The 26,099-nt window shown below is 64.1% G+C and carries 23 protein-coding genes and 1 pseudogene; 10 read left to right on the top strand and 14 right to left on the bottom strand.

Features of this window, described 5'->3' with window-relative positions; translation table 11 throughout:
- Positions 1 to 223, top strand: a pseudogene (locus tag HNO82_RS09795) (aromatic amino acid lyase); the annotation flags it as partial.
- Positions 224 to 344: 121 nt separating this feature from the next.
- Here HNO82_RS09795 and HNO82_RS09800 read toward each other — a convergent pair.
- The 4 genes from HNO82_RS09800 to HNO82_RS09815 all read right to left on the bottom strand — a co-directional run bounded on the left by HNO82_RS09800 (position 345) and on the right by HNO82_RS09815 (position 7,315).
- Positions 345 to 1,025: a Fe2+-dependent dioxygenase gene (locus tag HNO82_RS09800; RefSeq protein WP_175343583.1), complete on the bottom strand. Its 681-nt coding sequence runs from the start codon at positions 1,023 to 1,025 to the stop codon at positions 345 to 347.
- A gap of 156 nt (positions 1,026 to 1,181) precedes the next feature.
- Positions 1,182 to 3,419 (bottom strand): catecholate siderophore receptor Fiu, encoded by a 2,238-nt coding sequence (locus tag HNO82_RS09805; RefSeq protein WP_175343584.1) that lies wholly within the window; start codon positions 3,417 to 3,419, stop codon positions 1,182 to 1,184.
- Positions 3,420 to 3,863: 444 nt separating this feature from the next.
- Positions 3,864 to 6,152, bottom strand: a complete 2,289-nt coding sequence (locus HNO82_RS09810; protein WP_175343585.1) for a catecholate siderophore receptor Fiu — start codon at positions 6,150 to 6,152, stop codon at positions 3,864 to 3,866.
- Between the two features lie 344 nt (positions 6,153 to 6,496).
- The gene (locus HNO82_RS09815) at positions 6,497 to 7,315 is read right to left on the bottom strand and encodes an outer envelope protein (protein WP_175343586.1); all 819 of its coding nucleotides are present in this window, start codon (positions 7,313 to 7,315) and stop codon (positions 6,497 to 6,499) included.
- A gap of 242 nt (positions 7,316 to 7,557) precedes the next feature.
- Here HNO82_RS09815 and uraH point away from each other — a divergent pair, with 242 nt between their 5' ends.
- Positions 7,558 to 7,911, top strand: a complete 354-nt coding sequence (gene uraH, locus HNO82_RS09820; RefSeq protein WP_008330710.1) for a hydroxyisourate hydrolase — start codon at positions 7,558 to 7,560, stop codon at positions 7,909 to 7,911.
- Positions 7,912 to 8,008: 97 nt separating this feature from the next.
- Here the strand turns inward: uraH and HNO82_RS09825 are convergent, their stop codons facing one another.
- Positions 8,009 to 8,569 (bottom strand): gamma carbonic anhydrase family protein, encoded by a 561-nt coding sequence (locus tag HNO82_RS09825; protein WP_008330708.1) that lies wholly within the window; start codon positions 8,567 to 8,569, stop codon positions 8,009 to 8,011.
- Between the two features lie 640 nt (positions 8,570 to 9,209).
- On the opposite strand from HNO82_RS09825, the gene HNO82_RS09830 reads away from it, so the two are divergent.
- Positions 9,210 to 11,543 (top strand): TonB-dependent receptor, encoded by a 2,334-nt coding sequence (locus HNO82_RS09830; RefSeq protein WP_249776975.1) that lies wholly within the window; start codon positions 9,210 to 9,212, stop codon positions 11,541 to 11,543.
- Between the two features lie 130 nt (positions 11,544 to 11,673).
- On the opposite strand, the gene HNO82_RS09835 is transcribed toward HNO82_RS09830, so the two are convergent.
- The 7 genes from HNO82_RS09835 to HNO82_RS09865 form a co-directional block, all read right to left on the bottom strand.
- Entirely contained in the window at positions 11,674 to 11,862 is a 189-nt protein-coding gene (locus HNO82_RS09835) for a hypothetical protein (RefSeq protein WP_008330704.1), read from the bottom strand.
- Between the two features lie 301 nt (positions 11,863 to 12,163).
- Positions 12,164 to 13,477 (bottom strand): tetratricopeptide repeat protein, encoded by a 1,314-nt coding sequence (locus HNO82_RS09840; RefSeq protein ID WP_175343587.1) that lies wholly within the window; start codon positions 13,475 to 13,477, stop codon positions 12,164 to 12,166.
- Positions 13,478 to 13,518: 41 nt separating this feature from the next.
- The gene (locus tag HNO82_RS09845; protein WP_008330695.1) at positions 13,519 to 15,147 is read right to left on the bottom strand and encodes a methyl-accepting chemotaxis protein; all 1,629 of its coding nucleotides are present in this window, start codon (positions 15,145 to 15,147) and stop codon (positions 13,519 to 13,521) included.
- 15 nt (positions 15,148 to 15,162) lie between these two features.
- Positions 15,163 to 15,633 (bottom strand): DoxX family protein, encoded by a 471-nt coding sequence (locus tag HNO82_RS09850; protein ID WP_175343588.1) that lies wholly within the window; start codon positions 15,631 to 15,633, stop codon positions 15,163 to 15,165.
- Between the two features lie 20 nt (positions 15,634 to 15,653).
- Entirely contained in the window at positions 15,654 to 16,409 is a 756-nt protein-coding gene (locus tag HNO82_RS09855; RefSeq protein WP_175343589.1) for an HvfC/BufC N-terminal domain-containing protein, read from the bottom strand.
- Positions 16,406 to 17,257 carry an MNIO family bufferin maturase gene (bufB, locus tag HNO82_RS09860; RefSeq protein WP_034351126.1) on the bottom strand — a complete coding sequence of 284 codons (852 nt, stop codon included), beginning with the start codon at positions 17,255 to 17,257 and terminating at the stop codon, positions 16,406 to 16,408. Before bufB ends, HNO82_RS09855 begins: the two co-directional genes overlap by 4 nt.
- Positions 17,258 to 17,277: 20 nt before the next feature.
- Positions 17,278 to 17,556 carry a BufA1 family periplasmic bufferin-type metallophore gene (locus HNO82_RS09865; protein ID WP_008330675.1) on the bottom strand — a complete coding sequence of 93 codons (279 nt, stop codon included), beginning with the start codon at positions 17,554 to 17,556 and terminating at the stop codon, positions 17,278 to 17,280.
- On the opposite strand from HNO82_RS09865, the gene HNO82_RS09870 reads away from it, so the two are divergent.
- From HNO82_RS09870 to HNO82_RS09890, 5 genes are all read left to right on the top strand, one after another.
- A complete protein-coding gene (locus tag HNO82_RS09870) occupies positions 17,555 to 17,719 on the top strand; it encodes a hypothetical protein (protein WP_175343590.1) in 165 nt (54 codons plus the stop codon). The genes HNO82_RS09865 and HNO82_RS09870 overlap by 2 nt on opposite strands.
- Before the next feature lie 80 nt (positions 17,720 to 17,799).
- Positions 17,800 to 18,465, top strand: a complete 666-nt coding sequence (locus HNO82_RS09875) for a DUF1109 domain-containing protein (RefSeq protein WP_249776976.1) — start codon at positions 17,800 to 17,802, stop codon at positions 18,463 to 18,465.
- A gap of 15 nt (positions 18,466 to 18,480) precedes the next feature.
- Complete coding sequence (locus HNO82_RS09880; protein ID WP_175343591.1) at positions 18,481 to 19,116, top strand: sigma-70 family RNA polymerase sigma factor; 636 nt, start codon at positions 18,481 to 18,483, stop codon at positions 19,114 to 19,116.
- Positions 19,113 to 19,754, top strand: a complete 642-nt coding sequence (locus HNO82_RS09885) for a DUF1109 domain-containing protein (RefSeq protein WP_175343592.1) — start codon at positions 19,113 to 19,115, stop codon at positions 19,752 to 19,754. The genes HNO82_RS09880 and HNO82_RS09885 overlap by 4 nt, the downstream gene beginning before the upstream one ends.
- Before the next feature lie 18 nt (positions 19,755 to 19,772).
- Positions 19,773 to 20,660, top strand: a complete 888-nt coding sequence (locus tag HNO82_RS09890; RefSeq protein WP_175343593.1) for an HD domain-containing phosphohydrolase — start codon at positions 19,773 to 19,775, stop codon at positions 20,658 to 20,660.
- 59 nt (positions 20,661 to 20,719) lie between these two features.
- Here HNO82_RS09890 and HNO82_RS09895 read toward each other — a convergent pair whose 3' ends face one another.
- Together HNO82_RS09895 and HNO82_RS09900 are read right to left on the bottom strand one after the other, a co-directional pair.
- Positions 20,720 to 22,549, bottom strand: a complete 1,830-nt coding sequence (locus HNO82_RS09895; RefSeq protein ID WP_175343594.1) for a methyl-accepting chemotaxis protein — start codon at positions 22,547 to 22,549, stop codon at positions 20,720 to 20,722.
- Positions 22,550 to 22,803: 254 nt separating this feature from the next.
- Complete coding sequence (locus HNO82_RS09900) at positions 22,804 to 23,571, bottom strand: YdcF family protein (protein ID WP_175343595.1); 768 nt, start codon at positions 23,569 to 23,571, stop codon at positions 22,804 to 22,806.
- A 149-nt stretch (positions 23,572 to 23,720) separates the two neighbouring features.
- On the opposite strand from HNO82_RS09900, the gene HNO82_RS09905 reads away from it, so the two are divergent.
- Positions 23,721 to 25,133 carry an HdeD family acid-resistance protein gene (locus tag HNO82_RS09905; RefSeq protein WP_034351123.1) on the top strand — a complete coding sequence of 471 codons (1,413 nt, stop codon included), beginning with the start codon at positions 23,721 to 23,723 and terminating at the stop codon, positions 25,131 to 25,133.
- The gene (locus tag HNO82_RS09910; RefSeq protein WP_008330667.1) at positions 25,130 to 26,011 is read left to right on the top strand and encodes an alpha/beta hydrolase; all 882 of its coding nucleotides are present in this window, start codon (positions 25,130 to 25,132) and stop codon (positions 26,009 to 26,011) included. Before HNO82_RS09905 ends, HNO82_RS09910 begins: the two co-directional genes overlap by 4 nt.
- The last annotated feature ends 88 nt before the right edge of the window (positions 26,012 to 26,099 follow it).

Genomic DNA, 26,099 nt, shown 5'->3' on the forward strand with positions numbered 1-26,099 from the left:
AATGCTGTTGGCCGCGCAGGCGCTGACCATGACCGAAGAACTGCTCAAGGACTTCACGCTGGGACAGGGCACGCAGGCGGCGTATGAGGAGATCCGTCGACAGATTCCGGCCTGCCTGGAGGGCGATCGCTGGTTCCATGATGATGTGCAGGCAGCGCATGACTTCGTGGTCAGCGGATCGGTGCGGCAGGCGGTGATGGCAGCGATCGGGCGCTTCGTCTGATGCGATGCTGACGGAAAGCACAAGGGCCGTCCGGGTAACACCGGACGGCCCTTGGTTGCTGGCATGACGGGAACGTCAAATTTGCATCAACGATATAAATCAAATAAAAAATTGTTGGAAATCAGACATCGGCCCACTGTCGCAACAGATTGTGATAGTGCCCGGTCAGCCCGACCACTTCCTCACTATCGCCCAGCTTCTGGCGCAGGCTGTAGATATTGCGGTCCAGTTCGAAGAGCATGCTGCGCCGCCAGTCGTCGCGGATCATGCTCTGGGTCCAGAAGAAGGAGCACACGCGCGCCCCGCGCGTGACTGGTTCCACCCGGTGCAGGCTGGTGGAGGGATAGACGATCAGGTCACCCGCCGGCAACTTCACTTCGTGCGTACCATAGGTATCGACCACGACCAGTTCGCCGCCGTCGTATTCCTCAGGGTCGCAGAGAAAGAGCGTGGAGGAGACATCGGTACGCAGGCTGCCCGCTGCGTTGGGCAGGTTGCGCACCGAACCGTCGACATGCAGACCATAGTGTTCGCCGCCCTCGTAGCAGTTGAACAGCGGCGGCATGGTCTTCTTGGGCAGGGCGGCGGCAAAGAACAGCGGGTTGCGGCGCAATGCGTCGAGGATGATCTCGCCCAGCTGGAAACCCAGTGGCGAGTGCTCCGGCAACTGCCGGTTGCGCTTGACGCGCGCGCCCTGGTCGCCCACCGTCTCGCGGCCATCGACCCAGCCGGCACGGTCGAGCTCGCTGCGGATGTGGCGCACCTGGTCGGCGCTGAGAACGGCGGGGATGTGCAGCATCATGATGAATTTCTCCTGTCGCTAATGAAAAGGCCCCTCCCGTGAAGGAGGGGCCGTCAAGTCTGGCTGATCCATGACTGGACTCAGTGGGCAGCCTCACTTTAAGCAAGACCGGCAGTGACGCAACTGAGGCAGATCAAGTCATCGCGAGGCGCTGTCTCAGAACTTGAAGTTGGCCGTCAGTGCCACCGAACGCGGCGTGCCCGGGGTATAACGATAGCCGCTCTTGTTGATGGCCGCTACGTAGTCCTTGTCGAAAATATTGTAGATGTTCAACTGAAGATCGACGTTCTTGTTCACCACGTAACCCATCATGCCGTCGAAGACCCAGTAGCTGTTGGCGTACTTGGGGGTGCCGACGGCACCATCGGTGCCGCGCAGCAGCGAGCTGACGTAGCGCGCACCACCCCCCACGGTGAAGCCATGCGGCAGGCGATAGGACGCCCACGAGGTGAAGGCCTGCTTGGGGGTGTATGCCAGGTTGTTGTCACCGGAGGCGGTGACGATGGCGCCGTTGTCGACCTTGGTGTCCATCCAGGTATAGCCGGCCGCCAGCGACAGATTGCTGGTCACGTCACCGGTCACGCCCAGTTCGATGCCCTGCACGGTCTTCTTGCCGGTCTGGAAGTATTGCAGCGAGGTCGGATCGCGCTCGACTTCATTGGTCACTTCGGTATGGAACAGGGCGGCGGTGACGGCCAGCTTCTTGTTCAGCAGATCCCACTTGGTGCCCAGCTCGGAAGTCTTGGTCTTTTGCGGTGCGTAGTTGCTGTTGGCAGCGCTGTTGGCCGAGGCCGACAGGGCGAAGTTGCTGCCGCCCGGGGGCTGCTGCGACGTGGCATACAGCGCGTAGATGCTGCTGTAGTCGGTGGGCTTGTAGATGGCGGCCAGCTTCCAGTTGAACAGGTTGCCCGAGGTCGACAGGTTGGTGATGGTGCCGGCGGCGTTGGCGTAGTACGTGGTGCGGTAGTGGTCTTCGCGGATGCCGGCATTGATCGCCCAGTGCTCATTGAACTTGATGGTGTCGAACAGGTAGGCCGAGACGGTGTCGGTCTTGCCGTCGTTGTAGCCGGTGGCCGTCATCGTGTAGGTCTTGGGATCGTTCGGATTCGGGTTGTACAGGTTGGCCACCGAGAGCGTGCCGCTACGGGTGAAGGACAGGGCATGCTGCTTTTCTTCGGTGAATTCCACTCCGCCCACCAGGGTGTGCTTGAGTCCTCCTGCCTGCAGGTCGGCGGTGATGTTGGTCTGGTTGGTGATGATCTCGTTGCTCTGGTCCTTGCGCGTCGGATTGGAACGCGAAATGGTCCACGCCGATGGATTGCTGGCCGACGGGGTAACCAGGTTGGCCGAGGTTCCCATGAAGGAGGTCAGCAGGTAATCCTGGCTGGTCTTGGCATAGCGGGTGGTGTTCTGCAGTTTGACGTCGGAGGAAAAGTCATGTTCCACACGCGCCGTGAACATGTCGGAGGTGACCTTGTCGTAGTCGCCCGAGAGGCCGTAGAAGTTGGACGAATCCACACGCGCCGCACCGCTCAGGAAGGAACGTGAGCTGTCCGGCGAGGTGTAGCCGGGCAGGCCGATGGTCGGTACGCCGCCATCGGGAACGTTGTCCTGGTCGATATGCAGGTAGTTCAGGAATACGCGGGTCGGGCTGTTCAGGCCGAAGGCCAGCGAGGGCGCCACGCCCCAGCGGTCGTTCTTGACTTCGTGACGGCCGGGTACGCCGCTGTCCTGCTTCATCAGGTTCAGGCGCAGGGCGATGCCGCGTTCTTCATCGACCACCTTGTTCCAGTCGGCGGTGGCGCGCTTCTGGTTCCAGCTGCCGTAGGTGGCCGAGGCATTGAAGAAGTTGCTCATCTCGGCCTGCTTGGTGACCAGGTTGATCGAGCCGGTCGGCGAGCCACGGCCATTGTCGGTCCCCGCGGGTCCCTTCAGGACTTCCACCTGCTGGATGTTGAACATGTCGCGCGAGATCGAACCCAGGTCGCGTACGTTGTCCACGAAGATGGCGCTGGAACTGTCGAAGCCACGCATGTAGATGGCGTCGCCGGTATTGGTCGAGCCGTTCTCGCCGAGATAGAAGGTGCCCACGCCAGGACTGTTGCGCAGGGCTTCGGTCAGGGTGGTGGCGCCTTGCTGGTCGATCAGCTGCTTCTTGATCACGGTCAGGGTCTGCGGGGTATCGACCAGCGGCTGGCTGTACTTGGCCGAGGAAGCCTTGTCAGCCTTGTAGTCCGATTCCTGGGTGGCGGTCACTTCGACCTTGGGCAGAGCGCTGCTGGTCTGGGCATGCACGCCCACGGCGGGCAGCAGCAGGGCGCCGGCAACGGCAGCAGACAGGCGGGTCGAGGCAAACGCGGGTTGTGCGTGCTTGCGGCTCTTGATGTAACTCATGGCTTGGTTCCGAGAGAAATTGTTGAGGGTTCTCTTGGCTGGCTACGAGTCGAACGGGCAATCGCGTGGTCAGAAATGACCTGGCAGGCTCCGCCGCAATGGCTGGCGAGGTTGTCTTTTTGTGTATCCCGTATCGGTCTTTTTTGTAACGAATTGAATCAGGATGCTTACAATTATATACATATTGAAAATAAAAGTGATTCTTATTCCTGAAAAAGTTGGCATGTAGTCCATTGTCACAGCCGGTCGGATGCGGTCAGCAGTCCGATGGTCCGCGCGGGCTCGGGCATGGCGGGCATCGGCAGGATGGCTCGGCATGTGGTGAGGAAAATACACCGTGCTTCTGCCGTTTTGGTCAACGTGATAAATGATTTGCAGGAAGGCGTTGCAGGAAGGGGAGACGGGGGGGCAGTGGCGGCAGAACGCCGCCACCGGAGGAAGTCATCAGAAGCGGAAGTTGCCCGTCAGCGAGACGGCACGCGCACCGCCTGGGGTATAGCGGTAGCCGCTCTTGTTGATGGCGGCGGCGTATTGCTTGTTGAACAGGTTGGTGACATTGAACTGCAGCTCCACCGTCTTGTTGATCGCGTAGCTGGCCATGGCATCGACCAGCCAGTAGGCATCGGTGCGAGTGGGCGTGCCCACGGCATTGGTGTCCGTGCCGCGCAGCAGGCCGTCGGTGTAGCGCAGACCTCCACCCAGCGCCAGGCCCGGTGCCGCGCGCCAGGTCGCCCATGAGGTGAAGGACTGACGCGGTGCGTAGGCCAGATAGTTTTCGCCGCTGGCGGTGGCCACACGTCCCTGATTGACCCGGCTGTTCATGCGGCTATAGCCGGCGGTGAGCGAAATGTCAGGGGTGATCTCGCCGGTGACGCCCAGCTCCACGCCGTCGGTACGTTTCTCTCCGATCTGGAAGTAGGTATCGGCCAGCGTTCCTGCCTCGATTTCATTGCTCACGTCGGTACGGTACAGCGCCCCGGTCACGGCCAGGCGACGATTGAGCAGATCCCACTTGGTGCCGAGCTCGGCGGTGCGGGTCTTTTGCGGCGCGTAGTCGGGGTGCGACGGGTTCCGGCGGCTGGCGCTGAGGGTGATATTGTTGCCGCCCGGCGGTTGCTGCGATGTTGCCAGCAGGGCATAGACGCTGCTGTAGCTGGTGGGCTTGAAGACAGCCGCCAGCTTCCAGCTCAGCAGATTGCCCGAGCTCGAGAGTTGCGTGAGGCTGCCCGAGGCGATGCCGGTGAAGGAGGTGCGGTAATGGTCCTCGCGCAGCCCCAGGTTGAGCGACCAGCGCTCGTTGAACTTGAGGGTGTCCAGCACGTACAGCGAGACGGTATCGGTCTGCCCTTCGTTGCTGCCGGTGGTACTGATGCGCACCGCTGATTCGTCAAAGTGCGGATTCGGCTGGTACAGGTTGGCATAGGGGCGGAAGCCGTCCGTACCGAAGGACAGCGAGCGCTGGCGTTCACGCGTCAATTCCAGCCCGCCGACCAGCGTATGACGGATCCGCCCGGTCTGCCATTGCGTCGTGACATGGGTCTGGTTGCTCATGATTTCGTTGGCCTGATCGCGCCGGGTAACGATGTTGCGAGCCAGCAGCCAACTGCTGCGATCAGTGGCCGAAGGCGTGATGATGCCGGTCTTGAAGCGGCCGCGGTCGGATCCGGTGGCGATGAAGGAGGCCAGACGGTAATCCTGGTCGGTACGGGCGTAGCGGGTGGTGTTGTGCAGCTTGAGTTCGGGGGCGATATCGTGCTCCACCCGCAGCGTGTACATGTCGGCATTGACCCGGTCGTAATCATCGCGATGGCCGTAGTAATTGCTCGGATTCACTTTGGGTGCACGGGAGATGAAAGGTCGAGCAAGATCAGGCGAACTGTAGCCGGGCAGGCCGAGGGTGATCACGCCGCCATCGGGCCGGTTGTGCTGCTCCATGTGCAGGTAATTGAAATAGATGCGGGTCGGCGTGTTCAGGCCCCAGGCCAGCGAGGGGGCGAAGCCGTCGCGGCGGCTGTGGACTTCGTGACGGCCAGGTACACCGCTGTTCTGCTTCATCAGGTTCAGGCGCAGCGCCAGGCCCTGCTCGGGGACCAGCACCTGGTTCCAGTCGACGGTGAGGCGTTTCTGGTTCCAGCTGCCATAGGTGCCGCTGGCCGTCACCGCGTCGGTCAGTTCGGGTTGCTTGCTGACCAGGTTGATGGCCCCGGTCGGCGAGCCGCGTCCGTTGTCGGTACCGGCGGCGCCCTTGAGAACTTCCACCTGCTGCAGGTTGAAGACGTCACGCGAGATGGCGCCCAGGTCGCGCACGTTGTCCACGAAGATATTGCTGGAGGCGTCGAAGCCGCGCATGTAGACCGTATCACCGGTGCTGGTGCTGCCGTTCTCGCCGAGGAAGAAGGTGCCCACGCCGGGGGTATTGCGCAGGACCTCGGTCAGGGTCGTGGCACCTTGCTGTTCCATCAGCGGACGTTTGAGGATCTGCAGGGTCTGCGGGGTATCCACCAGCGGCTGGCTGTACTTGGGTGAGGCCGATTGCTCGGCCTTGTAGGGTGAGTCCTTGACGGCATCGACCTGCACGGCAGGCAGTTGCGCACGGGGTGACTGGGCCTGCGCAGCGACCACCGGCAGCAGCAGGGCGCCGGCGATGGCAGCCGTGAGACAGGAAGGCGTGGAGGCAGCGGAAGGGGTGGAAGGAGTGGAGATAGGGTGCTTGCGGCTCTTGATGAAGCTCATGTCAGGTTCCGAGAGTAAGGGTTGCGAAAACTCTGGGCTGGCAAAGAGCGGTATCCGGCGCGATATGAAGCTTTATGCAGAAAAGCGGGAAGCGCGGTCGGGCAAGGGCTGGCGGGGAGAGGTCAGGAATATCCGGCCGGACGGACAGACATGCCGGGAACGGATCCTGACGAGTATAGGAAGCGGGGCGAAAAAAAGAACTCCTGAAAATTTCGATTTTTTGCAGGAGTTTTAAAGCGCGCTATTTGAATCGGGGAACTCGATTTTTTTCAATCAGAATAGTCTGAATCCTGGAAGAAAAGAATGAGCCCCCCTGGGCGGATCAGGCGTGGATCAGGCGTGGATCAGAAGTGATATTCGGCACGTACCATCGGCGTCTTCGCCAGCGAGCCGGGGACGTTGCCGGGGTTGCCGAACTTGTTGCGCCAGTACTGGTATTCCAGCCCCAGACGGAAGGTGTTCTTGCCCAGGCCCATGGCGGTGCCGACGTCGTACATGAGCTGCCCGTCGAAGTTCAGTTCGGGGGCGGTGGCACCGCCGAACTCGTTCTTGCCCTTGGCGGCGATGTAGTTCATGTAGCCTTCGAAGGCCCAACCGGATGTACCCAGGGGAATGCCCCAGGCCAGGTTCAGCATCGGGTGGGTGTCATAGCGGTAGCGGCTGCTGACGCCCTTGGGTTGGTTGCTCTCGAACAGTGCCAGCACGCTCACGTTCAGGAAGCCCGGCACATCCATCATCAGGGTCGGGCCGATGACCCACATGCGCTTCTTGGAGGCGTAGCTGTTGTCATTCTTGGTGTTCCAGTCCAGGCCCAGCGTCAGGCCCACGCCGCGCGCCGGTCCGAAGGACAGATCGCGGCCGCTGATCTTGCCCAGGTCCAGCGTATGGCGATAGGTGAGATAGGCTTCCTGGGCGTTGTCATCCTTGCGGTCCGACATCAGCAGGTCGACGTTGAGGAAATTGGTGCCGTACTTGTAGCCGCTGGCATGCTGGAAGTTGAGGATGTTCTTGCTGATGTCCTGCGAATTGTAGGGTTCGGCAAAGCGGGTGCCGTAACGATAGCCGATCGAATTGTCGGACCAGTCGGCCGCCAGCGTGCTGCCGGCGGTCACGAGCAGAACGCCGGCAAGCAGGCCGTGTCGGCGCAGGGATGAAATGGGCATGGTGTCTCCTCCAGTGATGGATGTTTATTGATATAAATGATTTAGGATTTTCTGGCCTTGATGCCGCAGCCGTGATCCGCGCACCGGATGTGGACTCCGGTTTGGCAGGGGGTGACGCGGTAAGGCATTATGTCCGCTGCGAGGATGGCCGGTATAAGCGCACTCGTATAGGCATCGGCGGGCGGCGGTATATCATCGGCCCCCAGGACGACTCATCTATCACAAAGGGAAAGGATAGCAACATGGGCAAACTGAGCACGCACGTGCTGGATATCACCAAGGGCAAGCCGGGCGCGGGCGTGAAGCTGGCGCTTTACGCGGTCACTGCCGAGGGCAAGACGCTGCTCAAGCATGCCGTCACCAACAGCGATGGCCGTTGCGATGCGCCGCTGCTGGAAGGTGAGGCCCTGCTGCCCGGCAAGTACGAGCTGGTATTTGCCGCCGGCGAATATTTTGTGGGGCAGGGCGTGAGCCTGCCGGAACCGCGTTTCGTCGATGAGGTGGTGATCGCCTTCGGCGTGGCCGATGCCAGCCAGAACTATCATGTGCCGCTGGTGGTCTCGCCCTGGGCCTATTCCACTTATCGCGGCAGTTGATGGGAGGGGCCTGAATCATCGACTGAAGCGATAAATGAAAAATCCGGTCTTCACGCCAGAAGCCGGATTTTTTTATGTCATCGGCAGGAGGCAGGGTTCAGAACTCGTTCTGCAACTGCTTGTAGCCGCGCACCAGCTCATTGTTGGTGCGGGCCACATCTTCGGAGAATTCCGAGGCGGCCACCGTTACGCGCGGGATGGTGGCCAGGTCGGTCTTGGGTCCGATCCGTTCGGTGGACGGCACGTAGAATCCCGGCGGCAGGTCGCAACCGTCGACCACGGCATTGTGGCGCACCACGCAACCGGCGCCGATGCTGCAATTGAAGAGCACGCTGTTGAAGCCGATGAAGGCACCATCGCCCACCGAGCAGGGACCATGCACGATGGCGCGATGGGCAATCGAGGTGCGCTCGCCGATGGTGACCGCAGCGCCCGACTTGGAGTGGATCACCACGCCATCCTGGATGTTGGAATGGGCACCGATGACGATGGGCTCCATCTCGCCCTGGTCATCGACTTCGTCGGCGCGGATCACGGCATAGGGGCCGATGAAGACATTCTCATGCACGATCACCTTGCCGCACAGGATGGCGGTGTGGTCGACATAGGCAGATTCGTGGACTTGGGGCCGATGGCCGGAAGGGTTGCGGCGAAGCATGGATGGGGGTTCTCCTGGTGATGCGGGTGAAGCGGATCGTGCTGACGCGGCCGGTGAGCACGGCGTCGCTGGCGTGGCACGGACGGGCCGCCTGCGAAGCATTGACTCGCATTGACCCGGCCGTGCTCAGGCGGGTAGCGATCATACCCTGTTTGGGTGGTGGACGGACAGCTGGCCATGGGGCAGCGCCTTGCAAAGATCGTGCGTGGTGGCGGCGAGCTGCTCCGCTACAGCGGGCGCGCGGGCTTGGTCTTGTCGTGATTGTGATGGCTGCTCCGGATGTTTTGCGCGACGGTAGAAGCGCTCGCATGCGCGCAGCGCATTTGATTTGGATTAAGGGAAGGGGCCCGGAAATCGGGTCCAATCTCACCTCCTCTCTGTTGTATTTGCGGGCTGCGGCAATATGTCGCAGCCCATTTTTTTGTCGGTCGGCGTGGCTAACTGCTTGTGTGCAAAGGATTTTTTCCGGGCATGCGACGCGCTCTTGCCGGCCGGCAGCAGACTGGCCGGAGCGCGGCGTACAAGCTGCGTGATAGATTGCGCCGATGAAAAAAACAGGGAGTGCGAACGTCACGGCGGTCGCGGGTGCGGCTGCGCGCGCTTCCCTCACGATACCAAGAAAAGTCCGGACATCCTCGCCATGAACACGCTGCTTGTTTCTTCCCCATCCTCGTCATCTCGCTCGCCGTCGCAGTCATCTTCCCGGTTCATTGATCTGCGTCCCTCGCCCTTGCTCCTGGCCGTGCTGTGCGCCTGGAGCGGCAGTGCACTGGCACAGCAAACCGGGAGCGAGACTGCCAGCAACGAGCCAACGGCCTTGCCGACCGTCGAGGTGCACGGCAGCGGATCGGTCGCCGAGCGCAAGCAGTTGCCGCAGACCACGGCCAGCGTCACTGCCGACACGGCCGCCGACAGCATCAACGTCACCGACAGTTCGGATGCGCTCAAGTATCTGCCCAGCCTGTCGGTGCGCAAGCGCTATATCGGCGATACCCAGTCGCCGCTGGCCACCCGCACCACGGGTGTAAACGCCAGCGCGCGCAGCCTGATCTATGCCGATGGCATCCTGCTCTCGGCACTGGTGAACAACAACAACGGCAATGGTTCGCCACGCTGGTTCATGGTGGCACCGGAAGAGATCGAGCGCATCGACGTGATGTATGGCCCCTTCGCGGCCGAGTATCCGGGCAACTCCTACGGTGCCGTGACCGAGATCACCACGCGCATGCCACAGCAGTTCGAGGCCAGCATCAAGGCGCAATACGCGCAGCAGGATTTCAGCCATTACGGCGCTTCCGGCACCTATCGCGCACAGGAATACAACGTCGGTCTGGGTAATCGCAGCGGGCCCCTGGCCTGGCGCTTCTCGGTCAATCACCTGGACAGCTATTCGCAGCCGGTGACCTACATCACCGCCGCCAGCGCACCGGCCGGCACCACCGGAGCGGTGCCGACGCAGGATCGCACGGGCAAGAATCTCTACGTGCTGGGGGCCGGCAATCTCACCCACACCGTGCAGGATACGGCACGGCTGAAGGTTTCCTATGACTTCACGCCGGCGCTCACGGCGACCTATACGCTGGGCTTCTGGCAGAACCAGGCCCATGCCAATCCGCAGAGTTTCCTGAACAATGCCAGTGGCGCCACGGTCTATACCAGCAGCTTCGCCAGCAATGACGTAGACCAGCAGCAATGGATGCAGTCGCTGGAGCTGCGCAGCAAGACCGGTGGTCAGTGGGACTGGCAAGTGGCCGCCTCGACCTTGTCGGCGTCGCGCGACCTGACCCGCACCTCTACCACCGCCTTCCCGGCCGGCCAGAGCGGCGGCGCCGGTACCATTGCCGATGCCAGCGGCACCGGCTGGAGCACGGTCGACGCCAAGGGCATCTGGCGCCCTGCGGGGAGTGCCCAGGTCGTCAGTTTCGGTGCGCATGTGGATCGTTATACCCTGGCCACGCCCACCTGGAATACCAGCAACTGGATCAGCGGCGGCAATGGCACGCTGGCCTCGGACTCGCGCGGCAAGACCGAGACCTCGGCGCTGTGGGCACAGGATGTGTGGCATCTTGCCCCAGCACTCAAGGCCACGCTGGGGGCGCGTTACGAATGGTGGCGCGCTTTCGATGGACGCAATGTGTCGACCTCGGGCAATACCGTCTTTGCGGTGAACCAGCCGCAGGTCAGTCACAACGGGCTCTCGCCCAAGGCTTCGCTGGCCTGGGCCTTTGCCGACGACTGGATGGCGACACTCTCGAGTGGCCGCGCATTGCGCTTCCCGACCGTGGGCGAGCTGTACCAGAACGTGCTGCTCAATGGCGTCTATCTGCAGGCCAATCCCAATCTCAAACCGGAGAAAGTCTGGTCCACCGAACTGGCCATCGAGAAGCAGTTGCCGCAAGGGCGGGGAAAATGGCGCGTGTCGCTGTTTGAAGAGCGGGTATCCGATGCGCTGATCTCGCAGACCTCGACCATCGGCAGCGGCGTGGCCTCCTTCACGCAGAACGTGGATCGCACGCGCCAGCGCGGCATCGAGGCCGCCTTCGAGCGCAACGATCTGTTCATGCGCGGCTTCTCCCTCAATGGCAGCGTGACATGGGTGGATGCCCGCATCCTGGACAACAGCAGCTATGTGGCCACCACGGCCGGTGCCACCTCGGTCGGCAAGCGCACGCCCTATGTACCCGAATGGCGCGCCACCCTGGTGGCCAGCTACAAGCCCGATGACCGCTGGACCTATACGCTGGCGGGGCGATACAGCGGACGGGTCTATGCCACCGTCGACAATACCGACATCAACACCCACACCTATCAGGGCTTTGATGGCTATACCGTCTTCGACGCCCGTGTGCGCTATCGCATCGACCGTCACTGGAGCGCAGCGCTGGGCGTGGACAACCTGACCAACCGGGATTATTTCCTGTTCCATCCCTTCCCGCAGCGCACGGTCTTTGCCGAGCTGAAATACGATTTCTGAGCGGAGCGTGGGGGAGTTGATGCCCTGGCGTGTCTTGCGGCTGGCCGGGCAGACCGGAGGGGATCCGGCTGCCGGTGAGGTGGAAGGGAGTTGAGAGGAGCTTGAGACCCGGTGAGGTCGAAGCGCCCGCTCAGCCGTTGCGCGCCTTGTCGATGGTTTCCCGGGCGGCTTCCATCAGGGCAGCCGGTTCCGGGGCGTCGGATTGCAGATAGGTGTTTTCCAGCGTGACCGAGAGATTGCTCATCTTCTCCGACAGTTCCGCCAGCGCCACGCTGAGCTCACACATCAGGGCCGAGATATTTTTGGGAGACTGCGTCATTCCGTTTTCCTTTTCAGATGTCGTACCGGGGATATCTGGCGGGCAATGAAGAGCGGGGATTCATCGCGCTGCAGGCCGGTACGGTCCAATCGATTACGTCGTGAGCTGGGACTATTCTAAGCCATGCCGAATGGAGCTACGACTGTACCTTGGTCGAAAAGTGCAACAAAAAATGAAGCTTTCTGCGGGGATGTTGCATGGTGGACATGCTTTTGTGGATGAGTTGCCGTGGCGGCATGCTTATTTCTGAACCTGCCGACATGCCGCCGACTATCCGCCGACGCGCGTCAGCATTGCTCGCTCAGCGCCGTGCCAGGACGACCAGTCCCGGCACGGGTTGCTGCATTTCCACGCGCAGGCTTTCCTCGCGCACCAGCACCATCGCCAGCCCGGCCTCCTGCAGGCACTGTTGCACATAGCTGCGCTGGTGGCGGAAGCGACCGCTGGCGTGAAGATAGTAGCCAGTGGCACGTTCTTCGTCCGCCAGTTCGACGGTGAAGATCAGGTGGCCGCCTTCCTGCAAGGCTTGTACGGCTGCCCCGAAGAACGAGGCCAGCTGGCCACAGTAGATCAGCACGTCGCAGGCCGCGACCAGGCCATAACGTGCCGGATGAGCCCTCATCCACTCCACCGCGTCGGCTTCGGCCAGCGCGGTGTATTGTGCATGCCGTGCAGCGTGGCGCAGCATGTTGGGGGACAGGTCGATGCCTTCCAGCGCCTGCGCATAGGGCGCCAGTACCGGCGCGCACAGGCCGGTGCCGCAACCGGCGTCCAGGACATTGACCGGTGCTGCGTCGGCCAGGCCCGCCTGCAGCATCGCGTCCAGCACTTGCGGCCCACGGTAGTCCAGGTGCGTAACGAGGTTGCTGTCGAAGTGATCGGCGTAGTCATCGAAGCGCTGCACGATGTAGTCACGCGGGACCGTGTCGCTGGGCAGTCCGGCATAGGCGGCAAACATGTGGCTGGCGATAGGGTGGCCGGGCTCCTCCAGCAACCATTGCCGGCATACTTCTGCGGCTTGCTCCATCCGCCCCAGGAAATAGAAGGAGATCGCCAGCAGCTCGCGCGACTTGCCCACGTGCGGCGGTAGCACGAAGGCCATGCACTGGTAGCGCGAACTCTGCATGCGATCGCCCAGCTGGGCGTAAAGCTCTGCCAGCTGATGCAGGGCGGCCAGGCAGTGTGGGTCGTACTGCAAGGCCTCTTCGCCGGCGGCGATGGCGGCGTCGGTCTGGCCCAGGGCGCGCCGCGCTGCGGCCAGGTTGGTCCACAGTTGCGCATCTGCCGCCCGCAAGTCCAGGGCCTGTTCATAGGCCGGTGCCGCTTCCTCGAAACGTCCGCAGGCGAACAGAACATTGCCCAGATCGTTGCACCAGTCGGCATCAGGCGGGGCGTTGCGCGCGGCCTCGTGCATCAGCGCCAATCCTTCCTCGTGGCGACCGCACTGATGCAGCAGCACGCCCAGGTAATGCTGGGCCGGGGCGTGCTGCTCTTCCATGGCGAGGATGAGGCGATAGTCTTCTTCGGCCGCATCGAGGCGGCCCGCTGCATGGTGGTTGAAGGCCGAAGTGAAGCTTTCTTCGATCAGTTCTTCCAGGGCGCCGCTGGACGTCATGGGGGGTCTCCTCTTGGTGTCATCGTCGGGGCGATGTGAATTTATTGACTCGAAACCGCCAGCCGGGGCAGCGACAGGGTCTGCGCATCGGTCGTGTCTGTGCTGCTCATGGCGGCAGGGACGGCCAGGGTGAAGACGGCCACCGACGCCGTGAGCGTAGCCGCCTGTTCGGTCAGGGCGTCGGCGGCTGCCGCAGTCTGTTCGACCAGGGTCGCGTTCTGCCGGGTCGCACGGTCCATGTCCGCCAGGCTGAGACTGACCTGGGAAATGCCTTCGGCCTGTTCCTGTGTCGCCGTGGCGATCTCGTTGACGGTGGTCATGACATGGCCGAACGACTGCACGATCTGGACGATGGCCTGGTCGGCTTCCTTGACCTGTTCTGCGGCGTGGTCGACCGAGCCGATCGAGGTGGCGATCAGGTCCTTGACCTCGCGCGCGGCCTGCGCACTGCGCAGCGCCAGCGAGCGCACCTCCGAGGCCACGACGGCGAAGCCGCGGCCCTGGCTGCCGGCGCGGGCGGCTTCCACCGAGGCATTCAGGGCCAGGATGTTGGTCTGGAAGGCGATGCCGTCGATCACGCTGACGATGTCGGAGATCCGTGCTGCCCCTGCCGTGACCTCGGCCATTGCACCGGCGATGCCGCCCATGACCTGGCCACCGCGCTCGGCATCGCGGGCGGCGGCAGCCGCCATTGCATTGGTGCGGCCGGCGTTCTGGGCATTGTTGCGCACGGCACCGGAGAGCCGTTCCAGGGTGGCCGCAGTCGACTCCAGCGTACTGGCCTGGGACTGCGTACGCTGCGCCAGTTCGCCGTTGCCCTGGGCGATATCGGCGACGCCGTGATGCAGGTCGCGGGTGGCCTCGCGGATGTCGTCGACGGTGCGGGCCACGCCGCGCTGCATGCGCTGCAATGCGGCCAGGAGTACACCGATTTCATTGCCGGAGATGCCTTGTACCGGGCGACTCAGATCACCGTCGGCGATGCGGTCGAAATGTTCGGCGGCGCGCTTGAGCGGTCGCAGCAGCAGGCGGTCGAACAGCAGCCAGCAGACGCCGATGAGCAGGATGGACGCCGCCAGCATGGATACGGCCAGTAGCGAGGCCTGGGCCGAGCGGCGTTCGGAGGCCTGGCGCAGACCGTCCTTGACCTGTTCCGCACGCTGGATCACGGCGCGCAGGGTGGCGGCAAATTCGCGATCGGCTGCTTCTGCGCTGACGGTGGCGGCGGCGTAGTCGTCCAGCGACACGTCATACAGCGCCACCTCGCGCTGGTTCAACACCTTGATGTAACTGTCATAGGCCGCCGAGACACGCAGTGCCTCGGGCTCGGCCAGGGCTTGCGGAGTGAGGCCCTGGCGGTAGCCGTCGAAAGCCTTGCGGGCTTCCTGCAGGGCGGCCGAGGCCCGTCGGCTGTAGTCATTGGACTTGATTTCATCGCCCTTGACCAGATTGATGTAGGCGTTGTCCATGTTGATCAGGGTGGTCAGAAACAGGCGCTCGGTGTCATGCAGGGGCTGGATGTGACGATCCGACAGTTCGATCAGCGCAGCAGTGGCACGGCTTGCCGAGCGCGCGCCCTGCCAGGCCATGGCCACCGCCAGCCACAGCGCCAGGGTCAACAGCCCCAGTACCAGCAGCAGGGCAGTGCGCAGCTTCATTCTGGTCAACATGATGGTCTCCCTCGATCAGTGCAGGCCCAGGCGCCGGTCCAGTGACCAGGCACCACCACCGCGTGCCACCAGCAGCAGCAACAGACCGGCCCACGACAGGTGGGTTGGCCAGGCATCCGGGTAGACGAAGATCTCGATGACCGCCGTCATGCCCAGCAACGCCAGCGCCGCGCCGCGCGTGAACAGGCCCAGCACCAGCAGCAGCGGGAAGAAGTGTTCGGCATAGGTGGCCAGGTGTGCAGCCAGGTCGGGCGGTACCAACGGCAGGCGATATTCCTCCTGGAACAGGACATAGGTGCTGTCCTTGATGTGCAGCCATCCGCTGACCTTGGTCCGGCCGGAGAGGAAGAAGATGGCGGCAATCGACAGCCGTGCCACCAGGGCCAGCAGTGAATCGCTGATGAGGCGGCTGGCCAGGTCGGCGGCGCGGGTGTAGAGGGGGGGACGCGGGCGGGCCGTGGCTTCCAGGGTGAGAGGCGGTTCCATGAGGGTCTCCGTGGGGGTGTTCAATAGAAGGAAGTAAAGGCGCCGGCCAGAACCAGCTGGCCCAGCAGCAGGGCAAGGTCCAGCCCGGGCTCGTGTGTCAGCGCCTGGTCGGCTGCACTGGCGATGGCGCAGCCATCGCGACAGGCATCGAGGAAACGGCAGCCGCCCGGGCCCAGTGCCTGCCATTGCACCTGGCCGTGGGGGCGGGTGAGCAGGGCGCCCTCGCCGCACCATTGCGGGGCCAGTTCCGTGGCGTCTTCTTCGTTGCGGTTGGCGTTCCAGATGGTGTAGACCGGATGTTGCCCATCGTGATGCCAGCGGCAGGCGGCATGCGGGACCAGGGTCACATCCCGGCCCTCGGCCAGTGCGGTGTGCAGGGCCGCGCCTGCCAGGACGGGCTGGTCGGCGGCCAGGTGGGATTCGGTCCAGCAGCGATCCAGCAGGGCGATGCCGGGCAGATAGGGCAGGGCGCGTGCGGCCTCCAGCGTACCGAGAAATTCGGCAAAGCCTTCGCCATAGGCGATCAGGCTGGCCTGGCGCGGCAAGTGGTGACGCGCGAACTCCAGTGCGGCTGATTCCATCCATGCGCGACCCACCAGCCGGTGCACTGCGGGATAGTTGGCCAGCAGCGCATCGACGCAGCCCTTGAAGACGGTATTGCGATAGATCGCGAAAGCCGGCTGGGCGAGCAGCGCGCCGATCTCGGGATCGTCGCTATGACCGCTCAGGAGGGCCTGCAGGAACGCGTCGTGATAGCGGCTCTCGGGGGCATTCATGCGGGCTGCTCCTCTGGTGCCGGTACCTGCGGATGAAGCAATGCAGCGGCCATGTCGCGCTCGGCCAGCAGCACATCGAAGGCCGGCACGTTGCCGTCGCGTTCGATCAGCGTGGGGCGGGGGCCGGTACGGGCCAGCAGATGCTGGTACAAGGCCCAGACCGGGGCCGCGATCGGTGCATCATGCGAATCGACCAGCAGGCCGGGAAGATGGGCGTCGGCACTGTGGCCGGCCAGGTGGATTTCGAGGATGGCCTCCGCCGGCAACTGGTCGAGGTAATCGGTGGCATCGATACCCAGGTTGCAGGCGCTGACGTGGACATTGTTGACATCGACCAGCAAGCCGCAACCGGTGCGGCGTACCAGCTCTTGCAGGAATTCCGGCTCGCTCCAGCTGTGCCTTTCCATGCGCAGATAGTGAGAAGGATTCTCCAGCGCGATGCGACGCTGCAGGACATCCTGGGTACGGCTGATGTTGGCGGCCACGCGCGCCAGCATCTCGGTCGTGCGCGGCACGGGTAACAGGTCGGGCAGGTAGTGTGCGCCGGCACGTGACCAGGCCAGGTGTTCGGAGACCAGTACCGGTTCGATACGTCGGGCCAGTTGTGCCAGCTGGCGCAGATGAGCGGGATCGGGCGCTTGCGGCCCGGCCAATGACAGCGACACCCCGTGCAGGGCCACCGGATGCCTTTCCCGGATGGCCTGCAGCCAGGCCAGTCGGGGGCCGCCTTCCATCAGGTAGTTCTCCGGATGGACTTCGAACCACAGCCCGGGCGTGGTGCAGGCCAGGGCCGCATCGAAGTGCTGCGGCTTGAGGCCCAGGCCGGCAGTGAGGAGGTGCGCTGTCATGACCATTGGCTCCGGATGGATCAGATCGGCTTGAGCGAGCCCATGCCGCGCGGGGTCTTGATGGAAGTGCAGGTGCCGGCCGGAACGTTCTTCCAGGCATTGCCCTGGTAATCCATCTTGGCCGTGCCGGCGCAGGTGGTGCCTTCACCAGCCTTGCAGTCGTTCTGGCCGGCCATGGAAACGCCATAGCACTTCTCGACGGCAGTCTTGTTCATCGGTTGCTTGTCTTGCGCCATGGCTGCGCCGGAGGCGAGGGTGGCGAGGGTCAGGGCGGCGGTGGCGACGAGGCGGTGGTTCATGGTGTACTCCTTGAAATGGAATGAAGTGGAAGATGACACTGACCGGCGCAGGCTGATTTGCTGCAGCCAGGCTGCCGGTCTGATGGTTAATTCGCAGGCGGAGGCTGGCCGGTTACAGCGCATCGAAAATTTTTTGAAGAAATATTTTTCGCGCTTGCTGTAACCCAAACGGTTTTGTGAACGAATACACAGGAGAGCGCGCCGTTGCGCAGTCTGCCCGCAGGGGCGAAACAGGGGATGTGAATGAAAACGATGGAACTGGTCAACATGCTGGCCACCGGCACCGGAGGTTCCGCCGGCCCCGGCCAGCGCACCCTGGTGCGCAACGTGGCCGCGCGCATGGCCGTGGCGCTGGCCTTGGGCCTGATGGGAGCGGCGCTGCTGCTGGCCATTCTGTATGGGGTCCGCAGCGACCTGCGCACCCTGCTGCTGCAGCCTTTGTTCTGGATGAAGGTCTCGTTTCCGCTGGCTGCGCTGCTGGCCGGACAACTGGCCGCATCCCGGCTGGCGCTGCCGGGCATGCGCATCGGCCTGGCACCGGCAGCGGGATTGCTGCTGCCGCCGGCCCTGTTGTGGCTGGCTGGCGGCAGCTGGCTGGCGCTGGCACCACCCTCGCAGCGTCTGGAGCTGCTGCTGGGGAGCAGCTGGGAGGTCTGTTCGGCCAATGTGGCCTTGCTGTCGCTGCCCACGCTGGCAACGATGCTGTGGTTCCTGCGCGGACTGGCACCTACGCAACTGCGCGCAGCCGGTGCCGTGGCCGGTTTGGTGGCCGGTGCCCAGGGCGTGCTAGTCTATTCACTTTATTGCGTGGAGATGGCGCCGCCGTTCTGGGGCGTCTGGTATGTACTGGGGGTGGCGCTGCCGACGGGGGTCGGCGCCTTGTGTGGCCCATGGCTGCTTCGTTGGTAATCTGTCGGCGTGCTCATGACTGAGAGTCCTTTCCTGTTGGCCACTGGCGGCCCGGCCTTGTCGGGTGACCTGGCCGGTCTTCCCGGCAAGCCTTCGCACCCGGCCGAGGAACGCCTGCGTACGCTGCTGCTGGCCGGTCTCGACGGTGACGCCGTGGCCTATCGCCAATTCCTGGCCGAACTCAGCGGACGCCTGCGCGCTTTCCTGCGCAAGCGGCTGGTCCATCTGCATCTGCAGGATGACGTCGAGGACGTCGTGCAGGAAACCCTGCTGGCCATCCACAACGCCCGTCACACCTATCGTCCCGACCAGCCGTTGACGGCCTGGGTGCATGCCATCGCGCGCTACAAGCTGATGGACTTCCTGCGCGCGCGCTCGCGCCGCGAAGCCTTCAATGATCCGCTGGAGGAAGAGCATGACCTGCTGGCCGTCTGTGACGACGAACCGGCCCAGGCCCGGCGCGATGTCGGCGCCCTGCTGGAGGAGCTGCCCGACAAGCAGCGCCTGCCGATCGTGCACGTCAAGCTGGAGGGCCTGTCGGTAGCCGAGACGGCGCAACTGACGGGGATGTCGGAATCGGCCGTCAAGGTGGGGATCCATCGCGGCCTCAAGGCCCTGGCCCTGAAGATCCGGGAGAAACTGCAAGCATGAAGACTGATGACCTTATTTCGATGATGGCCGGTGACGTAGCGCCGGTGGACCGTCGCCTGCCGGCCAGGCAGATGGCCCTGGCATTGCTGCTGGGCGGCCTGGGTTCGTTGCTGCTGATGCTGCCGATCTATGGACTGCGCCCCGATCTGACCGTGATGCTGGGGGTGCCGCTGTTCTGGATCAAGCTGGCTTTTCCCACCACGCTGACCGTGGGTACCCTGCTGGTGCTGCGGCGTCTGGTGCGTCCGGGGCTGCGCGTGGGTGCGCGCTGGGCCGGCATTGCCTTGCCCGGCCTGGCGCTCTGGCTGGGTGGCGTCACGGTGCTGCTCAGTGCGCCGGTGGCGCAGCGTCTGCCGCTGTTGATGGGGATCAGCTGGCGCAGTTGCCCCTTCAATATCGCGCTGTTGTCGGTGCCGCTGTTCATCGGCATCTTCTGGGCCGTACGCGGCATGGCGCCGACGCGGCTGCGCCTGACCGGCGCCGTGGCCGGGCTGCTGGCCGGCGCCAGTGCGACCATGGTGTATTGCCTGCATTGCCCGGAAATGGGCGTTCCCTTCTGGGGCGTCTGGTACTTGCTGGGCATTCTCATCCCGGCAGCGGTCGGCTTGCTGCTGGGTCCGCGCCTGTTGCGCTGGTAAGTTCCCGGGAGTTTTCCAATGAGTTTGCTTTCCCTGTGGCAGCGGGCCACGCAAAGGACCGCTGCAGGCCAGGCTGCACGTGACGAGCAGTTGCTGATGAGTCTGTTTCTGCTGGCCTGGGCGGTCGAGGCGCGCGATCCCTACACGGGCGGGCATCTGTGGCGGGTGGCGCGGCTCTCGCGTTTGCTGGCCGAGTCGGCCGGATTGCCTGCGCAGCAGGTGGCGCGCATCACGATCGGCGCGTTCCTGCATGACCTGGGCAAGATCGGCATTCCCGATGCCGTGCTGGGCAAGAAATCGCGACTGGATGACGCGGAATATGCGGTCATCCGGACCCATCCCGAGATCGGCCATCGCATGCTGGCCGGCCACCCGCTGGCGGCGCTGGCCGAAGAGGCCGTGCTGCTGCATCACGAAACGCCGGATGGCCGCGGCTACCCCTACGGACGACGCGGCGAGGACATCCCGCTGGCTGCGCGCATCGTCGGCATCTGCGATGCCTTCGATGCCATGACCAGCACGCGCCCCTACCGCAGCGGCATGCCGATCGCCCGCGCCATGGAGATCATCGGGGGCGAGCTGGGCAAGCAGTTCGATGCAGAGCTGGGTCAGCTGTTCATCGGCTTGCAGTCCCATCCGGAACTGGCCCACATCGTCGGTCACAGCGACGAGGGTATCCCCCTGCAACGCTGCCTCAGTTGCGGTCCGATCATCGTGCAGCCGCGCCACGCGGCCGTGGGCGATACTCTGTACTGTCCGGCCTGCCATAGCGAATACACCATTGCGGCCGGTGCACAGGGCCTTCTGGCCAGCGGCAAGCAGGATACGGCGCGCGCCCTGGCGGTGCCGCCTGATACCGGTCTGATCCGTCGTCTGGTCGGGGAAAACCGCGCCGCCCTGGCCTGAGTTGCATCACCCATGAAAAAGCCCGCACGAAGCGGGCTGGCGGTACTGCGCTCATTGGCTCAGAAGGTTTCCCAATCCCCTTCATCTTCTCCGGCAGGCAGGCGCGAGGCTTTGGCGGCCGGCTTGGCGGCTGTCTTCTCGGCCTGTGGCTCGGTCTTGGCGGCTGGTGCGGCAGCGGGTTTGGCTGCGGCTGCCTTGGGTGCGGCAATGGCCGCATGAGCAGCCGACGTCGTCGCCGGCTTGCGTGGCGCCGCAGCCGTCGGCGCCGGGCGCGGTGCCGCCCTGGCGGCCACGGGTGCGGCCGGTGCCACTGGCGTGGCCTGGGCGGTACGTGCCTGGTTGCCATCGATCTGGAAACGTCCTACCAGTCCGGCCAGGGTAGCGGCCTGGTCCTGCAGCGATTGCGCGGCGGCAGCAGCTTGCTCCACCAGTGCGGCGTTCTGCTGCGTGCCTTCATCCATCTGCGTGATGGCGCGGCCGACTTCGGCGATGCCGGCACTCTGTTCCTGGCTGGCCGAGCTGATCTCGCCGACGATGTCGGTGACCCGACGTACGCTGGCCACCACTTCGGTCATGGTGGCGCCGGCCTGTTCCACCAGCTTGCTGCCGGTATCGACCTTGCTCACCGAGTCATCGATGAGGGTCTTGATTTCCTTGGCCGCCGAGGCCGAACGCTGGGCCAGCGAACGCACCTCCGAGGCCACCACCGCAAAGCCGCGCCCCTGTTCGCCGGCACGGGCCGCTTCCACGGCCGCATTCAAGGCCAGGATATTGGTCTGGAAGGCGATGCCGTCGATCACGCCGATGATGTCGGCAATCTTGCGCGAGCTGTCGGTGATGCCTTCCATGGTCTGCACCACCTGGCCGACCACGCTACCGCCCTGGATCGCCACGTCCGATGCCGATTCGGCCAGTTGGTTGGCCTGGCGCGCGTTGTCGGCGTTCTGCCTGACGGTGGCGGTCAGTTCTTCCATGGCCGAGGCGGTTTCCTCGATGGAACCGGCCTGCTGCTCGGTGCGACTGGACAGGTCGAGGTTGCCGCTGGCGATTTCGTGGCTGGCCGTGGCGATGGTATCGGCCGAAGTCTTGATATTGGCGATGGTGCTCAGCAGGGAGTCACGCATGCTGCGCACCGCGTACAGCAGGCTGCTCTGGTCGCCCGGCGCAGTCTGGATGTTGGGGGTGAGGTCACCCTGGGCGATGCGGTTGGCGACCTCGGCCGCCTTGGCCGGATCGCCGCCGATGGTGCGCAGGATGCCGCGGTTGATCACGATCACCAGCCCCACCAGGGCGGCGGCGACCACGGCGAACAGGATCGCCATGCGGGCCAGCGTGCCCATGAAGGCAGCGTTGATGTCATCCATGTAGGCGCCGGTAGTCAGGTTCCAGTCCCAGGGCTGGTAGGCGATCACGAAGGAAGTCTTGGCCACCGGTTCGGCCGCGCCGACCTTGGGCCACAGGTAGTGCACGAAGCCGCCGCCGGGCTTGCTGCCGGCCTTGGTGATCTCGACGAACAGGTTGTTGCCGGCCGGATCCTTGAAGTTGGTCAGGTCCTTGCCGTCCAGTTCGGTCTTGATCGGGTGCATGACGATGATCTGGGCCGAGGTGGAAATCGAGAAGTAGCCATCGGTCCCGTAGCGCAGACTCTTGATGGCGGCCTTGGCACGTTTTTGTGCCTCTTCCTTGGTGAGGGCACCACTGTCGGCCAGACTGCCATAGGCCTTGACCAGCGACAGCGCGGTCTGGCCGATGTTGGTCAGATCGTTCTTGCGCTCTTCCAGGCGCACGTCGCGCACCATATAGGCGCTGAAGACGGAAATCGCCAGAAGGGCGACGAGGCTCAATACGAGTGGCAGCCACAGCTTCTTGCTGAAGGATAACTGGCCCATGATGTAATCTCCCAATTTTTATCTGGACGCTCGCCGGCATCGTCGTGCCTGGACGATGGCAGCGGACCCCGCGGGCCTGGTGCATCGTCTTGCGTGAGCGTCATTGTTGCCAAGTCAAGGTGGTGTTCACGGGCTTTCGCAGATGAAATGCGCGCGACCTTGCCACTCTAACCCGGTATTGCCTTGCTGAATGCCGGAACAGGAGGCGCAAGTGCGCTCATTTTCGGAAATGAATGGTGCGGTGCGGGACAATTTCACTGCTCCAGCGCCGAGCGGAACCGATACCACCACAGGCCGATCCGTTCACGCAGGGCATAACTGGCCAGCTCAAGGTTGCCGGCGCGCGGCAGGTAGTCGGTGGGTCGCGGGCGTGACCGACCGTGGAACAGGGTAGGCGCTGCCCGGACCTGCAAGCCCGTCTGCGTGAATACGCGCATGGCGCGCGGCATGTGGATGCTGTCGGTGACCAGCAGGATGCGCGTGACGCCATCGGCCTTGAGCATGGCGGCCGAATGGCTGGCGTTCTGGGCCGTGGTGTCGGCCTGCCGCTCCTGCCATCGCACCGCTACCCCGAAATCGCGCTGCAGGTCGCGCGTCATCAGGGCGGCTTCGCTTTCCGGCGAACCGTCGGGGCTGCCGCCGGTCACCAGGATGGGCAGGCCGGTCTGGCGCGCCAGATAGGCACCGTATTGCAGCCGCTTCATGCCGAGGGCGGTGGCGTCGTCGCTGCCACCGTATTCCGGCGCCCGGTCGACCCGACCCGATCCCAGGATGACGATGGCCTGGGCATCGCCGGGGCTGGTCAGCGGCGGATACTGGTCTTCCAGGGGGCGTACCGTCCACAGGGCGCCGACGCGGGTACTGAGGACCAGCAGGATCATCATCCCCAGCAGCATCAGGGCCAGACCGCTGCGCGGCGCGCGGCGGCGCAGCCATCGCCCGGCCAGGTACAGCAGGAGGGGCGAGACGGGCGGCAGCAGGAGGCTGCTGGCCATGGCGGAGAGGAGGACCGGCAAGGACATGAACAGGATCGGCAGCAATGGTGGACAGCCTGGCATTGTGCGTGATTGTGCCGCTCCGGGCCAGCCTTGCCGCATGCCGATTTGCCTCGCCGCAGGGAATCCCCCAGAATGCGGGATCGCAAAAGGAAGGGCACAGCCCCGGGAATGCCGTGATACGACTTGTCTTGTTATTGCTGGGTGCCGATTTCATCCGCCGCAACTGGCACGCTCTGGCCGTGGCCGGTCTGGCCTGGGGAGCCGTCGGCGTGTCGCTGATGATCGATGCACTCGATGGCGTGCTCAATTTCCCCTTGACCCTGTTCGGCTACCTGCTGCTGCTGGAGAGCCTGGTCACCCTGTGGGTGGCCAACAGCGGCATGGGCGCGCAGAAGACCCTGCGCTACGCCAAGGGCGGCTTGTTCCTGCTCATTGCTATCCTGGTCATCACCCAGCACTACGCCAGCAACATGGCGCTGGCCATGCTGTTTGGGCTGGCCTTCACCATCGGCGGTGCGCTGCAGATCACCTCGGCCCTGGTGGTGCGCTTTCCGCGCTGGCGCACGGCCATGTTCGGCGGGGTCGTGCAGATCGGGCTGGCGATCTTCTTCTTCCAGCCCTATCCCACCCACTACAAGGGGACCGTGCCGTATTGCCTGGCGCTGGGCCTGGTCTTCGGTGGCTGGAACATGATCTGGGTGGCCCTGCGCAGCCGCATGCTGCCGCAGCAGGCCGCCGCTGACGTGCTGGCCGAGCGCAACAGCGGCGATGACTTGCCCTTCGATGCCGGGCTGCACGACGCTGCCCCCGACCTGCAGGCACAGCTGTGCACCCCGGCCACGGCTGCTGCGACACCAGGGCCGCTGTCACCGATGACCCTGCACGTATGGACCCCCACCGGCAGCGCCAAGGGACAGGCCCGGCGGCAGCCGGTGATCGACCGCTACATTGCCGCCGTCGACACCCAGGGCGTCATCTCGACCGGCCACGCCGCGCTGGAGATCCTGCCTGATCTGTATATCAGCCTTTATCCGGCCGAAGAAATCGACCGCTCGCCGGATCAGTTCGCCCGGCTGCTGCGCGCCACGGCCGACAACGACGTCAAGGGCCGCTACCTCACCGATTACCGCAGCGAAGCCGCGGCCTGGTGCGAATCGACCGAGAAGATCGTCTTCCGCGACTACCGTCGCGCCTCGCTGGAGCGCTTCTGGCAGCATTACCGCCAGACCGAGATCTACAACCTCACCTATCGCAACTGCTCCAGCACCGTGGCTCATGCCCTGGAGGCCGCGCTTGAGGGTGTCATCGGCACCCGGGACCGGCACTGGTTCAATGCGGTGCGCATGATGTTGACGCCCGAGATCTGGGTCGCCAGCCAGATCCGCAAGCGCGCCGTGACCATGGCCTGGACGCCGGGCATGGTGCTGGACTATGCCCGCGCCTTGCGCGCGGTGGTGCATCCGCGTCCCTTGTCCTGGGCTGCGTCGCTGCAGCTCGCCCTGCGCCAGAGCCGGCGCCTGCGCAAGGCCTGGCGAATGACGCGCCGCCAGGCGGATGCGCAGTCCTCTTCCTTCAGGAAACCATGAGCCATCCTCTCCCCGTACAGGAACACTGGATCGACGCCGCCGACGGCACCCGCCTGTTTTGCCGCGACTGGCTGCTGCCCGGCGCCACCTCGGCGGTGCAGATGGTGCATGGCCTGGGGGAACATGGCGGGCGCTATGAGGCATTGGCACAGCTGTTCAATCAGGCCGGCTTTTCCGTGCGCATCTGCGACCATCGCGGCCATGGCAATTCGGGTGGCCGCCAGGGCAGCCTGATCCGACCGGATGATCTGCTGCGCGACCTGAAGCAGAGCTTCGATGACTTCAGCCGCCGTACGCAGTGCACGCCGCTGCTGTTCGGTCACAGCATGGGCGGCCTGGTGGCGGCGCGCTTTGCCACCGGCGGTTTCAGCCCGGTGCGGGCACTGGCCTTGTCCTCACCGGCGCTGGCGCTGGATCTGTCGCGCTGGCAGCGGCTGCTGCTGAAGGTCTCCTCGGCCATCGCCCCGGGCCTGGCCCTGCCGACCGCCTTGCCGGCTGCGCGCATCTCGCACGATCCGCAGCAGGTAAGAGCGTACCGCCAGGACCCGCTCAATCACGGCAAGATCGCGCCGCGCATGCTCAACTTCATGCTCGATGCCATGCAGCAGACGGCGCGCGATGCCGTCCAGTTCACGCGGCCAGTGCTGCTGCAGGTCGCCGGCGATGACGCCTTCGTCGCCCCGCGCGGCAGCCGGGCCTTCTACGAGGCCCTGCCCGGCCAAAGCAAGACGCTGCACTGGTACGCCCAGGCTTACCACGAGATCTTCAATGAGGAAACCCGACTGCGTGAGCAGGCCATGCAGGACTTGCGGGAGTGGCTGGGACAGTTGCCGCCGACCGAGCAAGCCAGTCCAATGCCGACGGTATCGATGGGGTAAAACCAGAAGACGCTGAAGCTAGCGTGAAGAAGGGTTCAGGAATTAACCTGGAATTACGCATGTAAAGCACCGCGACAGGCTTCTGAAG

This window comes from Herbaspirillum sp. C9C3 (genome assembly GCF_013359625.1).
Classification (GTDB): Bacteria; Pseudomonadota; Gammaproteobacteria; order Burkholderiales; family Burkholderiaceae_D; genus Herbaspirillum.